General features: G+C 34.7%; 15 protein-coding genes. 9 read left to right on the top strand and 6 right to left on the bottom strand.

Annotation, left to right across the window (positions count from 1 at the left end; translation table 11 throughout):
• Positions 1–13 precede the first annotated feature (13 nt).
• From L0668_RS19920 to L0668_RS19910, 3 genes are all read left to right on the top strand, one after another.
• Positions 14–778, top strand: a complete 765-nt coding sequence (locus L0668_RS19920; RefSeq protein ID WP_235314489.1) for a TatD family hydrolase — start codon at positions 14–16, stop codon at positions 776–778.
• Positions 779–981: 203 nt separating this feature from the next.
• Positions 982–2,289, top strand: coding sequence for a winged helix-turn-helix domain-containing protein (locus tag L0668_RS19915; RefSeq protein ID WP_235314488.1), 1,308 nt, complete (start codon positions 982–984; stop codon positions 2,287–2,289).
• Positions 2,290–2,368: 79 nt separating this feature from the next.
• Entirely contained in the window at positions 2,369–3,109 is a 741-nt protein-coding gene (locus L0668_RS19910; RefSeq protein WP_235314487.1) for a substrate-binding periplasmic protein, read from the top strand.
• Positions 3,110–3,126: 17 nt separating this feature from the next.
• Here L0668_RS19910 and L0668_RS19905 read toward each other — a convergent pair whose 3' ends face one another.
• From L0668_RS19905 to L0668_RS19885, 5 genes are all read right to left on the bottom strand, one after another.
• The gene (locus tag L0668_RS19905) at positions 3,127–3,594 is read right to left on the bottom strand and encodes a YchJ family protein (RefSeq protein WP_235314486.1); all 468 of its coding nucleotides are present in this window, start codon (positions 3,592–3,594) and stop codon (positions 3,127–3,129) included.
• 135 nt (positions 3,595–3,729) lie between these two features.
• Positions 3,730–4,110, bottom strand: a complete 381-nt coding sequence (locus L0668_RS19900) for a hypothetical protein (protein WP_235314485.1) — start codon at positions 4,108–4,110, stop codon at positions 3,730–3,732.
• Between the two features lie 96 nt (positions 4,111–4,206).
• Positions 4,207–4,839: a protein-methionine-sulfoxide reductase heme-binding subunit MsrQ gene (gene msrQ, locus L0668_RS19895; protein WP_235314484.1), complete on the bottom strand. Its 633-nt coding sequence runs from the start codon at positions 4,837–4,839 to the stop codon at positions 4,207–4,209.
• Between the two features lie 13 nt (positions 4,840–4,852).
• Positions 4,853–5,857, bottom strand: coding sequence for a protein-methionine-sulfoxide reductase catalytic subunit MsrP (gene msrP / locus L0668_RS19890; RefSeq protein ID WP_235314483.1), 1,005 nt, complete (start codon positions 5,855–5,857; stop codon positions 4,853–4,855).
• Positions 5,858–5,975: 118 nt separating this feature from the next.
• Positions 5,976–7,076 (bottom strand): anti-phage deoxyguanosine triphosphatase, encoded by a 1,101-nt coding sequence (locus L0668_RS19885; protein ID WP_235314482.1) that lies wholly within the window; start codon positions 7,074–7,076, stop codon positions 5,976–5,978.
• Positions 7,077–7,078: 2 nt separating this feature from the next.
• Here L0668_RS19885 and L0668_RS19880 point away from each other — a divergent pair, with 2 nt between their 5' ends.
• The 6 genes from L0668_RS19880 (at position 7,079) to L0668_RS19855 (ending at position 15,785) form a co-directional block, all read left to right on the top strand.
• Positions 7,079–8,353, top strand: coding sequence for a site-specific integrase (locus L0668_RS19880; RefSeq protein ID WP_235314481.1), 1,275 nt, complete (start codon positions 7,079–7,081; stop codon positions 8,351–8,353).
• On the top strand, positions 8,346–10,640 hold the full coding sequence (locus L0668_RS19875) for a hypothetical protein (protein ID WP_235314480.1): 2,295 nt from the start codon (positions 8,346–8,348) through the stop codon (positions 10,638–10,640). Before L0668_RS19880 ends, L0668_RS19875 begins: the two co-directional genes overlap by 8 nt.
• Positions 10,641–13,331: a hypothetical protein gene (locus L0668_RS19870; protein ID WP_235314479.1), complete on the top strand. Its 2,691-nt coding sequence runs from the start codon at positions 10,641–10,643 to the stop codon at positions 13,329–13,331.
• On the top strand, positions 13,331–13,852 hold the full coding sequence (locus L0668_RS19865) for a hypothetical protein (protein WP_235314478.1): 522 nt from the start codon (positions 13,331–13,333) through the stop codon (positions 13,850–13,852). Before L0668_RS19870 ends, L0668_RS19865 begins: the two co-directional genes overlap by 1 nt.
• Positions 13,853–13,949: 97 nt before the next feature.
• Positions 13,950–15,428, top strand: coding sequence for a dGTPase (gene dgt / locus L0668_RS19860; RefSeq protein ID WP_235314477.1), 1,479 nt, complete (start codon positions 13,950–13,952; stop codon positions 15,426–15,428).
• A gap of 126 nt (positions 15,429–15,554) precedes the next feature.
• The gene (locus L0668_RS19855; RefSeq protein WP_235314476.1) at positions 15,555–15,785 is read left to right on the top strand and encodes a hypothetical protein; all 231 of its coding nucleotides are present in this window, start codon (positions 15,555–15,557) and stop codon (positions 15,783–15,785) included.
• Between the two features lie 52 nt (positions 15,786–15,837).
• On the opposite strand, the gene L0668_RS19850 is transcribed toward L0668_RS19855, so the two are convergent.
• Positions 15,838–16,140 carry a hypothetical protein gene (locus L0668_RS19850; protein ID WP_235314475.1) on the bottom strand — a complete coding sequence of 101 codons (303 nt, stop codon included), beginning with the start codon at positions 16,138–16,140 and terminating at the stop codon, positions 15,838–15,840.
• Between the last annotated feature and the right edge of the window lie 687 nt (positions 16,141–16,827).

The raw sequence follows: 16,827 nt of genomic DNA, 5'->3' as shown, positions 1-16,827 counted from the left end.
GGAATATAGATAAGTGTTTGTAGATTCACATTGCCACCTAGACCGATTAGATAAAACTCCCGAACAGCTAGCTGAAATCATTAACTTTGCTAAAAATCGAGGAGTAGAACACTTTTTATGTGTCTCGGTATCGGTAAAAGATTTTCCGGCTATGTTGGGAACAGTTAAAGGCCTTTCTGATGTATCGGTATCTTGTGGTGTGCATCCGTTACATCAAGAAGATGCCTGCACTTACCAAGAATTATTGGAAATGGCTAGTAATGATGATGTGATCGCGATAGGTGAAACTGGTCTGGATTATTTTTATAGTGCGGATACCAAAGAAGTACAATTGTTATCTTTTATTGACCATATCAAAGTGGCGAACGATTTAAATAAACCTTTGATTATCCATACCCGTGATGCAAAAGAAGACACTCTTAGACTGCTTAGGGAGTATAAATCCGTTGAAACTAAAGGAGTTTTACATTGTTTTACTGAAGACTGGGAAATGGCTCAAGCAGCAATTGAACTAGGTTTTTATATATCTATTTCTGGCATAGTCACATTCAAAACCGCCACCCAATTGCAGAAGGTAGTTAAAAAAATTCCATTAGAAAACCTGTTAATCGAAACTGATTCTCCTTGGTTAGCACCAGTCCCTTATCGCGGTAAACAAAATCAGCCAGGTTATGTTAGAGAAGTAGGCGAATTTATTGCTGATTTAAAAGGTATTTCTGTAGATAAACTAGCACAAGTTACCACTGATAATTTTTATACATTATTTGCAGTTAGATAATTTATCCTACTTTGATCGACGACTAATTGGATCGACGATTAATTGTGAAAATTACTCATTTACATAAAAGCCAGACTGAAGCGCATGTTTGGACTGTAAGTAAGCATGCTGTTAGTATCGCAATTAGGTATATTGGTTAGCAGTATTTAACTGCTATCTGCTAAAAGAATAAAAATAATATCGTTGTAATAATAGGGTAATCAGTGTCTGAAAATAGTTATTTACCTTCTAAGCAAGAAGCCCAAGCACAACTAGAACGAATTAATAGTAGTGCTCTTGGTCGTTCCAAAAATCAACAAAAATTACTTGAATATCTACTTAATCGAGAATTAGAGTCGAAAGACGATGGTCACTCAGAGAGTTATATACCTAAAGAAATCGAAATAGCGATTGACGTATTTGGTAAAAGCTCTGACTTTAATCCTACTGATGATTCAACCGTTAGAGTTAATATTTCAAATCTTAGAAAAAAGCTTGAAAATTATTATTCATCAAAAGGTATCAAAGAAACTTTTGTTATCACCATTCCTATCGGTGGTTACCGATTAGTATTTAAGAAAAATACCGAAGTTAACCCTGTCAATACCGCTAGCGCTTCAGCGCGTAAAGAAGATAAAGCACTCACTGGTTATCTTAAGCCCACTTATGTATTAGTCATATTATTAGTTGTATCTATAGTAGTTAATTTATTTCTAGGGTTTTATGACGCAGGTAGCACTCCTAAGTTGGCCAAAACCAGGGCTAAAACACATTTACTTTGGGCTGATTTAGAATCATCAACAAAGCCTATTATGGTGGTCTTAGGGGATATTTATAACTTCTCCGAGTTTGAAGAAAGCTTAAATCGACGTAGAACTATCCTTGATACTAACGTTAATTCAGATGACGACCTTCAACAGTACTTAGCTAAATATCCAGAAGCTTCCAATATAACTATGGGTTTTAGGCAGAAATTAGTGAATAAAGGCAGTGTTATTGCCTTAAAAAATATATTTAATTTAATTGATGATAAAAAAAGAGTGAATTACCGCATAGCCTCCGAACTAACAGTTTACCATTTGCGAACTTTTGACATCATATATCTCGGCCCACTTAATGCCATGGGGATCTTAGAAGAGTATTTTAAAGGCTCTCATTTTCAGGTTGATAAACATAATTTAGTGTTAGCAAATGACGATCTCACTAAACGTTATTCCTCCCCACAAAATATAACCGAAAGTTATATTGATTATGGGTTATTCGCTAAAGTTGATGGTCCAAGAAACAATAAAATTTATATTATGTCTGGTTTCTCCGATCCGTCTATTATGCAGGTAAGTTGGTACATGACTAATAACACGGATTTATGGTCAAAAGAGTTTGAAACTCTAATAAGTGACTATCAATTATCTAGCTTAAATAATTTTGAAATGATATTTAAAGTGCCAAGCATGGATGGTGTTGATATTAAACATAAAATTATATATGCCGGAACAGTAGATAGTAGTGCTATATGGACTTCAGCTGAATAAAGAAGAGCGTATTTTTTTGACCTTTTGTTAGTTTCATCGTTTAATGTATTTATTAACTTTCTAAGCATGTGAAGTATTAATGCAAAGCCATATTTTATATTGTGCTGTGTTATTTATTTTGAGTACGAGTTTTATAACTGAAGCTAAGTCACCCTCCGTAAGTCAGACTAAATTACGTTATAGTAATGATCCCGCAGGTGGCTGGGTTCCTTATGCAATTACTGACGATCCTTCTCGGCCTGGAATATTCAACGAAATAGTCCCTTTGTTGATGGAAGAGGCAAACATACAAGCGAAATCAACCCCGCTACCAATCAAACGAGCATTAGTCGAACTTCACGCAGGAAATTTAGATTTTGATCTTGTAAACCCTGAATGGATCGCTAGCCACGACAAGGGTAATTTTATCTACAGTATGCCGATAATTGAAGTGACTGAATATTTAGTCAGTTTACACTCTACATCCATTACCTATGTCTCACTTGAAGATATCCACGGGGAGTTGGTAGGTACAGTAGCCGGTTATTATTACCATGACGATAATAAGTTTAATCGGTCTGACTTTAGATCAGAAAGTGAAGTTATTTTAGGGTTAGGTAAAAAGCGTTATTCTGTGGCTATTATGGAACGTGCAGCTGCTTTATATTGGTCTGATAAACATGACCTAGAGATTAGTTTTGGGCCTATACACAGCAAGGGAGAAATAGTACTAAGATTGAGAAAAGAACTACAGTATTTGATGCCTAAAATAAACCAAACAATTATAAGGTTACAAAAACAAGGTGATATAGCTAAAATACTTTCTCAATATTTAGATTAACTCGCCATTGCACCACATTATTTCCCACAACATTTTTTAAATTTTTTACCGCTAGCGCATAAACATGTAGAGTTTCTTTCTGGTTTAATTTCCCCCGTATCTTGTTGCATAGTGCCTGTAGTGTAAAACCAACAATCATTTACTCTGACAAAATCTGATAATTCGTGCATAACGTAATATTGATTACTAATTTGGTAGTAGGCTTTGAACTCCACTTGAGCTGAGTTTTCTTTGGAAGAATGATCAACAACTTGTAACGATAACCAATGTGTATCTTCGGCGCTTTGTTCTAACTCACTTATTGATAGTTTTGAGCGTTGCTCTTCAGCATAGGTTTTTAAAATATATTCAAAATCTTTTCTTACATAAGCACTAAACCGAGAGCGCATTAGACTTTCAGCAGTTGGAGCATTACGTGTCTTTTGAAGGTAAGGTTGGCAACATTGGCTAAACGTTAGTCCACTATTGCAGTAACAGGTGGTCATCTTAGTTATTTAAATAAAACAATGAATTAATGTTCCTCAGCCTAGGTGATCAAACATACTTGAGTCAACAACTTGATTTATTAACCACATATATTTCTTACGCCAGTATTATAAAATGTAAGGCAGGTACCTGACCTACCAAGGTCCTTGAACAACATTATTTTCTAGGTCTGCTTGATGTAATAAGTTGATTAAGGTGACATTGTGCTCTGTGCAAATTTGTTTAATTCTTTTAAAACTCATTTCGTCTATCGAAAGTTGTTCAATAAATAAACGTGAGCACTGCCCACTAGTCGCTATTTTTTCAACCCAAGTATGTAACCTAGACTGTTCAGGTTTTCGAAGTCTTATGCAATATGTTTGTTTATCACTGAATCGAATAGTATTGGCTAATAAATAAGTCCACTTTTGTGGAGAGGAATATTCTTCAACAGCTAGTTGCTCTGAGCGGTTTAGCGTTATATTTAAAGCTGTAGATGGAATTGCTTGATGTGATATTGCATGTACACTTGCCATAATTTAATTCTCAGTAGTGATGTTATATACAGTGGTTGGATATACAGTAGTACTGTATAAATAATCATGCAAGCTTTTTTTGTGGAATTTTTGTACTTATTTTTTATTAGGGGGATTTTTAGAGAAGCGCCTACGATAAAACAATTTAAGTTTATTGGTTCTAGTTGCTAGTAATAGAGTGAGTATTAACCAATAAATTAACGGTTCAATGAGGTTTGATTTAACAGACCATATAAAGTGCAGTGCAACTAATAACCCGGCTACATAAACCCAGTTATGTAGCTTTTGCCAAGTTCTGCCCATTTTTCTTTGTATGGATTGAGTCGAGGTTATTGTTAAGGCCGTTAATATCAATAATGCGGCAAAACCAACTGTGATATAGGGGCGTTTGATGATTTCTGACAGTAAAAGTGTCCATTCGAGTTGTAATTCAAATATTATGTAACTTACAAAATGACTTAACCCATAGAAAAACGCATATAAACCTAATAATCGGCGGATCCGAATAAACACTATTTGTTTACTGAACTTGGCTAGTGGAGAAACCAATAGCGAGAGAAGCAATAAGTTAAAAGCGCCAATACCTGTAAAATGAAGCAAAGCTTCTACAGGATCTGCACCTAATTGATCGTTAATTGCTTGATAAAAGGTTAAAACTAAAAGGCCTAAACTCACTAAGTGGATTATGGTTTTTAGCACAGTCATGTGCATGATTTTGAGTTTGATCATTAATATAAAATCATTAATACAGCTTGGTTAAATCCATGCCGGAATATAACGAAGCTACTTCTTCGTAGCCGTTAAACATTTGAGTGGGGATCCTGTTCCGGGTCAATAAACCGCCAGAGGTGATCCTGCGCTCGCTTGCTTGACTCCATCTAGGGTGGTCGACCTGGGGGTTTACATTGGCGTAAAAGCCATATTCTCTTCTAGCCAATAAATTCCAAGTAGTAGGAGGCATCTTATCGGTTAAGCGTATTTTAACTATGGACTTAATACTTTTAAAACCGTATTTCCAAGGGACCACTAATCGAATAGGTGCACCGTTTTGTGCAGGTAAAGTTTTACCATATAAACCCACCGACATAAGAGTGAGGTGATGCATGGCTTCGTCTAAACGCAAGCCTTCCACATAAGGATAATCAATTCCACCTCCACTAAATCGGCTGCGTTGTCCCGGCATTTGGTCTGGGTCATGCAAGGTTTCAAACGCAACGTATTTGGCTGTACTCATTGGTTTGGCTTGTTTGATTATATTGGCTAGTGAAAAGCCAATCCAAGGAATGACCATAGACCAAGCTTCAACACAGCGCATACGATAAATTCGTTCTTCTAAATCAAATTTTGAAAATAAGTCTTCATATCCAAGAGTGATAGGTTTTTCTACTAGGCCTTCAATGGTTAACGACCAAGGATCAACTTTAAACTCTTGGGCATTGGCAATGGGATCTGACTTACTGGTACCAAATTCGTAAAAATTGTTATGGCTAATGACTTTTTGTTCAGGTGTGAGCTTTTCTTTGATCTGATATGGTTTTGGTTGAGTGAACTTTAGCGCTTTAGTTTGAAATGTTTGACTTTCATCTGATCCAAACAAGTTTAAAGCATGGGATGGAGTAGTGGATAACAACGAACCTGCACCAATAAAACCTAGTGATTTTAAGAGCCGTCTACGATCCTTATAAATGCTTTCATCAGTTACTTGATTTTCTTTACTATCACTTTTTTTAGGATGTTTGATCAGCATAAATGTCTACTCAATTAAATTCCGAAGGTTTGTATATAAACAGACCTTATGGTTAGGATAAAAATTACTTCACAAAAGTATCACGATTACAGTTAATTAATTTTCAATATCTGAACCATTAGCCTAACGTGTCTTGATTGCCCACACCTGTAGGCATAAATAACGTTGAATAAAGTTTAGAAGCAAATCCGTCAGTCATACCCGCTATGTAGTCCGAAATTACTCGATGGCCGTTATCTCGCTTTTCTTCTTCGAGCCAGCGGGTTTTTGTATTATCTGGCAATAAGCGCATGGGATCCGAACTAAATGCTTCAAACAACTCCATGACTATTTGTTGGCCTTTATATTCTAATAGTTGTAATTCTGGTTTTAAGATCACTCTTTTAAATACAAATTTTTTAAATACCGAAATACAGTTTTGATAAATAGCCGGGAATACTGCGTTAAAAACCAATAGTTGATCCGAGAACTTTGGATCAACTTCGTTGATTTCAATATTGGTTATAAAACAATTTACTAAGGCACCAATGGCATCTTTACGTAAATGGTGTTCATTACTAAAGAGTTTTTGCGACAAATCGACAATGTGATGGCTTAACCAGCCTTCACCAATTTGCTGAATGGGCTTCATTACTTCTTGTTCGAATTGTTGTTGATTGGCTATGCCCATTACTATGGCATCTTCAAGATCATGAATACTGTAGGCAATATCGTCGGCTAGTTCCATAATCGAACAGTCAAATGATTTAAACTGAGTTTTGCCATGTTTGTCTGGAGCTTGATTGAAACTAGACAGCAGTTGTTTGTCAGAAACATTCAATGGCGCCAATAACCAATCAAAAATATCCTTATCACAACCATAAAGGCCTTTGGGCGGATGCCACTCTTGGGCTTTAATTTGGCGTTTATTAATAATACTTTGTTGTTCGATATGTAGTGTTTGATTGGTTAGATTATTAATAAAATTAGGGTATTTGACTAAACCTAATAGGGTGCGGCGGGAAAGATTCATGCCTGCATCAGCAGTATAAGGTTCAAGACGAGTGACTATTCTAAACGTTTGTCCATTACCTTCAAACCCACCATGTTCGCGCATCATGTAATGTAAAGCGACTTCACCGCCATGACCGAAGGGAAACGGACGCCCACTAATAAAGATAATAATGTATCTATTGCGGAAAAGGTTGTTTATTATGTAAATTGAATTAGAGCGAGACATAATTGATGTACCATTTTCGAAGTGAAAAATATAAAACAATGATGATATGTGACTTTGATGGAATCCCATTAGTGTTACCAAACTTATATTTATATTCACTTAAAAAAAATAAATCAGCTTACAAGCTAGCATGGATTGATAGCTCTGAAAAGAGGCGTATTAAAGGAGCTGAGCTGAACAAAGTAATGTTATCTGATAGCAAAATTGAGGATTGTTTTTACGAATTAAGAAAGTTCCTATTGTGGATTAAGACTTATTTAGAGAAAACACATTCAATCTCATTGGAAAACCATCACAACCTCCCTGAAGAGATTCTTAACTATTACATTAATGATTTCTTAATTGGTGAAAGAAACTCCAGTGAAAAAATGGTTGAGAAAGCAGTTAATGGTTTGAGGTATTACTATAACTATCTAGCTTTTGTTGGGCTAACAAATTTGAAGGAGATAAATGTTAAAAGCGATTATAAAGCTCTTGCAAGAGATAATACAAAAAGAAGAAATGTTGTTCAGTACCTTTCTCCTAGAATGAGAGCAGAACTATACGCTAATGCTAATAATTTAAGAACAGAATGTACCTTGCGAGCAGGTGGTGAATGTGGCCTTCGTACTATGGAAAATATGGGGTTTTTATTGAGTGATTTCAAAGTTGGTAATACTACGTACTCCGGCATGAAATCATTTTTTGATTTAATTGATACAGAAGAAAGACTTAATCTAAGAGAAAAAGAAAAAACGCAAAAATTCGATTATTGGTTACAAGGAAAATATTCGAAAGGCCGTAGAGGTGGTATTGGTGGGAAGTCAAGATGGATTTATATACCACGAGATGTGATGTTGCGATTCAAGCTTTACAATGAGATAGAAAGACCGGAAAGTCTTGAGGACTCATTGTTTTTGACTGATCCTCAAAGTCGGGTTATTCATGGTATTCAAGAGTATCAAGGAACAAGAGATTTTAAAGCGGCTAGAAACTTAGTGATTGAAAAGCAACAACTAGGGTTATTACCTGATTATCTTCATTTACTAGAGGAAAAACATACTTATCATATTCTTAGACACTCATTTGGTACAGATAAATTTCATGATGCTGTAGATGAGGATGGTCTTGATTTGGAGAACATAACACATATGTGCAGGCCATACTTATTGGTTGCAGAGTTGCTTGGCCATGAGACAGAAGGTTTAGGCGCACCAACCACCACAAGGAAATACATAAGGTCTGTTAAGTCAAAACTTGATCAAGAACAGTCTTATTTGAGGTGTTCTAATGACTAAACTTGAAGAAAATTTATTAGACCAACAAGCTGAGATGCTGGCTGAGTTTTCGAGCAAGCAAACAGTTAGAGTAGTTGATTATGAACCTTTTAATGTAGATAAATTTGTTGTACCTGAATATAAAGGCTCCAATTCAAAAGTAATAGCCCTTGATGATCTAACATCTCATGAAAAGCGGCTAATATTTGCTGCTTTATATACTGCAAATTATGTAATATTTGTTCTTGCTAATGGTAACAGCAGTAACCGCCAAGCAATGTCAAGCATCGCCCCTATGTTCATGGATTATTTAAATGCACAAGAAATAAACCAATTTAATCGAATTAATATTTTAAAACATTTTGAAACATACAGGGTTGAGCATTTTGGCGTAAAGACACAAAGTTCAGGAATGGTTGAACTATTAAGGTTAGTAAATAAAGCTCTTAATTATAATCCTTTTGGAGTTAATTTACTAACAACTAGTGATTATCAGTATTTAGATTTACTTTCAAAAAACAAGCCCGCAGCAATTGACGAGCCAGTCCAAACTACTCTTACAGATTATTTTGGCTTTCACTCTTGGTTAAGACGAGACGATATTGGTGTAGGAACACAGCTTTATAATAGAGCGGCTTCACCAAAGCTTTTAATGAAATCATTTCAAGTAACAATAAGTTGTTCACTAATTGAAATAAATAAGGCTAAACATACATTAATTGATGTCTTGCGTAAGAAAAAAGTAAAGCCAAATTTTTTTCCTCCAAAACTAATAAGGCCATTACAGGAAGATTACAAAGGTGGAAGAAAAAACAAGCTATTTCGAAGTGAGGAGGCTGCGTATAAAGTCGCAACCTTAAAGTATATAAAAGATTTCTTTGTAAAACTGAAAGGCTTACTTGAAGATGAAGATAACACCAATAGTATCAATTCAGCAGTGGAATCTCTTCTATTCTCTCAATGTACTGAAAGTGCTTTTCAATTCGCTTTAAAGATATTTTGGGATACAGGTAAAATACCTTCTCAAACGTCTAAGATTACAGGGAAACCTACTACCATATTTCGCCAAAATAGTGACAGCTCATTTTTGTTTACTCCCGAATTTATCCAAGAATTAGTTGAATATACTAATTCACAAAAAAGCTCGATTCCAATCTCAAAGGGAGAAAACTATTTGTTTGCTCTTTTGATGTCTTATCAGACAGTTCCATTAACTGATTTGTTTAGAATAAAGCTCAGAGATTTCAGGTTTTCTAGACGACAAACTGGTGAAATTACACAAATAGAGTCAGATTATTTTAAATCTCGTGCCAAAAGCTACCATGAGGTAGAAACAGTAACCGGATCTTCATTAATAGGTTCTGCTATTATTGCATTTTTAAATGACCGCACCGATAGTTTTCGGAATAATGAAAAATTGGTTGATAACGATGGTTCGCTGCAAGCCAAGATGGGAGCCATGACAAATGTCTCTCTTTTTTTTAAATATTTGGGTGGATCTTGCGTTCGTAAAGAGATAGGTGCTCAATTATCCAAACAAAAGACATCATCAGTTTTCATCGATTGTGTAACGGCTATATGTAGTAAAGGCGTTCGTAAGGAAGCTTACGAAAGAAATAATTCTAATTGGTTATTAAATTGCGACACACCAACTGTAACACGTATTTTTAGTTCACAAGCCGTTAAAAATTCAAGAGTTCACTCGGAGTCAGACAATTTTGATCCTACTCGAATTACCAATTATAACTCACATAAAAATGAAACAGAGCGAAAAAGTTATAGAACGATGGAGAACCAAACATATTTAGATAATTGTGGCAGAATTACTCGATCTGTTATGCATGATATTGAGCTAAATGTTTTAAGACCAAGTAAAGCCGAAATTGAAGAATATAATATTACGATTGAAGGTGCTTTGAAAACTATTAGATATAGAGCAGAGAGCACATTAGCTCTATTAAAAGTAGTTACTAAAAAAAAGGATGGGAAAGTAAATGAATTAGGCTTTTCGTTATCTTCTGAAGATTGTGAGGAAAACTTACCTGATACAATTAACCTTGTGGAATCACCTGAGACTGTCCTTAAGTTATTGCATTATTTGGCAGAATTGGAGCGCAGTCATATGAAAATTTTTGAACGTTCACCTGAACATTTGTTTTTTGAAGCGCTACCGACAGCAGAATGGATCGAAACAGTTTTTTCAAACAGGCTTTTTGACAGAAAAACCGTTACAGAGGGCCAAAATCTTTATCAAAAATATAGGAATGATTTACCTCCAATTTTTACTGCATATTCGGGGGGATACTAAGTGAATAATTTAGACAATTTAATCAGCATTATTGATGAATCCAAGAGTAAGTTTTTAGAACATTGCATTGACATGTTACGTTTAATTGATCCCAATGGACATTCTTCTTTTGAAAGTAATAGGTGGGTAATTCCATTTTCAAATAAATCAAGAAATAAGGAATTGTTTGCTACGTTAAATTTTGATGAGTTCAATAGAGAAACTTTAAAATTCAAACCAAGTATTAGAATTGAATTCGAAGTCGGAGAGTTCATCAACTTGACGATAATAGATTTTGCTAAGTGGCTTTTCTTAAAACAAAGGCACGATAACTCTTTGGATTATAGAAGTGTCTGGTATTTGGAAATGCTAAAGATGCTTTTTGCATATCTTCGAGAAAATAACATTGACTCACTTAATGAGTCAGGATTAGAAGACTTCTTTAGTTTATCTCTTACTAATGATTTTGTTGACGGGGACTTTGTTAGACGCCTTTCATCTCCCGCTTATGGATCTCGATTTAAAATGTTTAACCTATCGAATATTACAAGAACTTTACGCCTCCACAGCGTAGATGAAGTTGTTCATAGTATTCATGACGAAGATCTAAATAAAGCATTTAATGCCGCCTGTTTAGCACAAATAGGTATGACACTGGCAGACTATAAAAAGGGTGGAACATTTGATTTTTTAACATTAGATGTCGGTAAACATTATATAGATTATTGTGCAAATTACTTTGAACAACATATTGTATTTGCTACAGCACTCCGTAACTCTCTTAATCAATTGGGAATGGATACTGATACGGAGGGAAATAAAGATGAATGGAATTCATTATTTAGTGATGGTTATGATGAGTTGAAAGAGCAGTTTTATAATATTTTAGTAAAAAACTATAATAAAATCGTAATTCAGTATCATGCCTTTAATCTAGATAAACTTAGCGGGATAATCACAGCACTAAATTTAGATGAAACTCGTTTTGATTCTTATGAATTTGTAAGATCGCTCCTGTACGCAAGATTTTATAATAACCAGCTTAAGAAAAGAGAAAACATACTTGCTGAATATTCAGCAAGTCTTAATAGTGATAATGCAGGTTTTAAAATTGAGTTCACCTTACAAGAATTCGATGAAGTATGCGATAGTGCTTTAGGTGATGTAGTAATAAATTTAAAAACTTCGAAATTGATTATGGCTGAACATGCAGCTCAATTTGATACTAATACTAGGCGAAATATTGCTAGTTTTTTTAGAGACGTTATAGCTGCGGGTATAACTTCATTGGTAGCTTATACGGGGTGGAGAGCTAGTGAGTATGGTTTTCCTGAGTCGGCATTAAAATCAGAAGTCAACAAAGATATTTTAGATGCGGTTTATTCACCTTTTCGATTTTACATTAAATGGATATCCCCTAAGACTAATGGAGAAACGTTATTGGATAGAGAGATAACATTATCTTCTTCTGTTCTTATAAAGCAGATTTCAGCTCTGGCTGCATCAAAAGACAATAACCTTGCCTTGTCTTCAGCAAAATTTGGGAAAAATACCGAAATTGAGCGACAAATATATAATATGGTTACAAGACATTGGAAAAAGTTCCCTGATGAATACGCTACATTTTTAGATCTTGATGAACTGCAATTATTAAATTCAAAAGACTCAAACTTAATTGATTTAAAAAGAAAAGAACAGTTATCTGAAAAGTATGACTTAGATAATAGGAAGGTAAAGGAACTTCTAGATTTAAGAGATAAATTGAGAAAAGGTAACAAAACTCTTGCCTTAGTCTCACGTAAATATGTTGAAAAAGAGGGGAGTATAGATTTTGCTAAAATCGTAAATCGTTTCGTAAACGGTTCTTTAGATGAAGATAGTGTGGAAATATTCGAAAGTCGCTTGTCATCCGAAACATTAGATTATATAAAATATAATCAAAATGATTTTAGTAGTTCGGACTTGAATGCAATTAGAGCGGAAATATGTGCTGGTGTTTATAAGGCTACCCCCCATGCTTTGCGACATATTTGGGCTGAAGCAGTATTAAGAAGATATAGAGGCGATGTCGGTAAATTCATAAGAGCCAACTTTAAGCATATAGATGAACGATTTTTTATGGCTTATCTTAGAGGAAAAGAAGCTAGAGCTATAATGCAGGTAGCTAAGAGAACGACAATAAATCACATTGTTAGTTCTAGAATAAAAAGCCTTAGTGACGAAAGAAGGCATTATTCAGGTCAGTTTGATAAATTTATTAATAAAGCTGTTGTTATTACAAAGGCACATACGCCAGAAGAGTTTGAAAAACTAACTAGTAATATAGCCAATAACAGAATCATCGATATAAAAGTCAATGCTTGGAATACTTGTGTGTTGAGAAAAAATACATTTTTTAAAGCTAAGTGTTCCCAAAATGGCGTCCCTCAAAGACATAATGCAGCCCCTAAGTTTTGTTTAGGTTGCATTAATGGTGATATAACAGAAGCAAACTATAAAGGTATTGTCGTTTATACAAAGCCTGACATAGAAGCCTGTAGAAACCCCAATTTACCGATGTTTATTAAAAAGCAACACTTAGTGATAGTGCGTTTAGCATTACAAAAAGTTCAAGAGTTAAATAAAAGTTTCGATGATTCTCCTTATCAGGCATTCATTGATTATCTTAATGAAACTATTGATTTAGTTTGTAAGTTTGATGAGGCTTCATAATGACAGATGATTACTATAGCGAGTTTTTGGGAATTGATGGGCAGAAAGAAGAATCTGATAAATTGGATATTGATAAAGATATTGAATGGATAAAACTTCACCCTACAGCTAAGGAAGCCTTTGAAGCGATAAATAGTCTGAAAAAAGAAAAGATGCGCTATATCAGTGGGCACCATAGCAAACAAAGTTATAAAACTTTGTCCCTTTGGACAATTTCAAAGGCTGAAGTAGCGAGGCGAGTAGATAAAGCACCCCAACCACTTTTTAATAGTAATACCTACTCAGAAAAGTTATCAAATTATTATAATGATGCAAACGAAGTTTTAATTAATTTTAAGGAAAAAAGATTAAAAACACGTAGCAAAGGTTACCAGCATAAATCAAAAGAAGAATTAAAGATTAGTACAATTAAATTAACTAAAGAAAACGAACAATTACTTCAAAAAAACTGTGAAAAATTGTTTGAAAAAATGTTGAATAAATTACCTTTCGATATAAAACAAAAGTTAGGCTTAAGTTAACGTCAGTAGCCCCAAAAAATCTAGTAATATACCAAGCATTATTTTAATGCTTGGGGGAAAATATCCTTATATACAAAATAATTAAGGGAACAGCAGTATGGATTATAACGAAAAGCTAAAACATGAACGCTTTCGTGCATCAACAGCTCCGAAAAAAACATTCGATGAGGAAATGGAATCAGACCGAGGCCGCTCAATCAACTCTGCTGCGGTAAGAAGGCTTCAACAAAAAACTCAAGTGTTTCCTTTAGAATCGAATGCGGCAGTAAGAAGTCGTTTAACTCACTCGTTAGAAGTACAACAAGTAGGTAGGTATATAGCTAAGCTTGTATTAAAACAACTTGATAATGACGGTAAGTTAAGAGAATTGGGGTTAGAAGATAAAAAAGACGGATTTACCAGCGCAATAGAAATCGCATGTTTACTTCATGATGTTGGAAACCCAGCCTTCGGGCATTTCGGTGAAGAAGCTATTAATATGTGGTCAGGAACGTCATTGTTAAATATTTTTACAGAAAAATTTGGGGATGAAGTTAGGGAAAGTAAACTACTAAAAGACTTACTTTGCTTTGAAGGTAATGCGCAAGCCATTCGACTTTTACATAGCTTGCAGGACTTGAATTTGTCATTTACTCAAGTAGCTTGTTTAATTAAATATACTAGACCTGCCTATGAGCAGAGGCCGTCAGGAAAAACTGAACCGTATAAATATAGAAAGAAAAAACCCGGCTATTATTATTCTGAAGAAGAATACGTTAAGAAACTACAAAGTAGTTTAGGCATTGAATCAGGAAATAGATTTCCACTTACTTACATAATGGAAGCAGCGGATGACATATCATACTGTATTGCGGATTTAGACGATGCTTTGGATAAAGGTATTTTGGACGTAGACCAACTTCATCAAGCTATCGTTAGTATTTGGGAATCTTACTTAGATGATGATGAAGTAGATAACGAGGTAGTTGAAAAACGTTATCTTCCTAACCTTGCGCAAAAGGCATATGCAAGATATGAATCGGAATCTCATAATAAGAACCATTCTTATATACTTACTTTAAGAACTAACTTAGTAAATGATCTAGCCAATTATGCTTCTGAACGATACATTTCCAATCATGAATCAGTTTTCAATGGAACACTTGATGAATCTTTATTAGATGGTAATGACGAATATAATTTGGCAACAGAAGTGTTAAAGGGTGTTGCTTTTAAGTATGTGTTTTCTGCCAAGGAGGTTGAAAGATCAGAATTGCAAGGGCACGCTATCATATCAGGATTACTTGATATATATACACCGCTTCTCAGATTAGATTATGAAAACTTTAAATCTCTTTCAAAAAGCGAATTCTTAAAAACTTTTCCTATAGAGACTAGGTTGTACCATCTATTATCTAATAAACATAAGCGTTATTATTGTGATAGCGTAAAAAGGCTACACGATGCAGCAGTCGCAACAGATGAAGATAAAATTATAGAAATGTATTACAGATCGCGCCTACTGATTGACTACGTTAGCGGAATGACTGATAGGTTTTCATTTGAGGAGTATAGAAGTCTATTAGCTATTGATTAGATATGATTTGGAAGTATGAGTTTAATTCAGGACGAATTGAAGCGTTTTAGTGCCAATTCGTTGCAAGTTTGAATTTTAGCTTCTAAAAATGAAGTATGTATTCAAAACTATTTGAACAGGCAAATAATGAGCAAAGTAGATACTCATCAATCAGAACAAAACATACAGTTATGTAATGATCAATTATCACTTAATCAGCGCATCATGATCGATAATGTCAGAGAGGCGATTGCTAACAATCGTATAGAAGGACTATCAATAAATCCTCATCTAGTAGAGAGAGTAATTGCAGCATGTAAAGATAATCAGAAACTAGATGTTGAACAATTGATCAGAGAGTTTGTAACTCAAAATTAGTTACAGGCTCTACAGGCTCATAGAACCCACAACTTCAACTATTTCTTTCAGATTATTTAAAGCGACTTTTTTTAAAAATTGCGGAAGCTGGTTTTAATTTTGTTTCACAAATAGCGCCAAATTTACTACCTGTCAAGCCAGAAAATATTTGCTTTTTTCTATATTTTTTAAGTTGACGTGCGTTCAACTTTTGAAGCTGATTAACCCTTTGATGATAATATTGTTGGCCCATTTTCTTTACTTTAGCGATAGATTCAAAAGTAACGATTGTGCTATTAGCGCGAGTAATATTATGCTGATTTTTGAAAAATGCAGTTAAGTGTTTTTTACGCAGACGTATCAATTTTCTTTTCATATTTTTTCAGTATACGTGTGATATTTATGATTAATTGCTATCAACATTAAATGAAATTCATAGATCTTCCAAGTTTGTCATTTGCTATACTTAAACTTCAGCAATTCAAGAGTCAGAGATATGCCTTATTGCCATACTGTCTTTCAACAAATAGCTACTGATGAAGTCGAGTCATTACTATCGACCTTTACTATCGAGAACTTCGTCGGCGGACGAGCAGCGTATCACTTAGGCAATGGCAGTTACTCGATAGATGCGGGCGAGAATGATATTCGTGCCATCTATGAAGGTGAGGTCGTTCGATTCTTTTGTCGTCACGAAAAAGAAATGCTTCGGTATGAGAAAAAGCTAAAAGTATTTGCAACCAAGCATGGAATTAGGCTTAGCACTAACAGTTGAAGGCCACAAAACGCTTAGGTAGTAGTACAAGGTGATGAGGTTGGACTCAAAGCGGGTCAGATCGAACATTCGTTTAGCAACAAAAGCATGTCTAGTAAAATCTAGGAATTCCAGTTCCAGTAGTGGTCTTTCCGAATTTCTGCTTCACACTACGAATTCACAACTCAAAACGGTCTAAATTAGTTGTTAGGTTGAACGGCATATATATTGAGTGTTCTGCGCAACTAAATCAGGACACTTTTCTTAAGGAACTTTGCTCATACTCTACTGGCGACAGATTACCATTAG

The organism is Paraglaciecola algarum, assembly GCF_021532655.1.
GTDB lineage: Bacteria > Pseudomonadota > Gammaproteobacteria > Enterobacterales > Alteromonadaceae > Paraglaciecola > Paraglaciecola algarum.
This window is presented reverse-complemented; position numbering and strand designations above follow the sequence as displayed.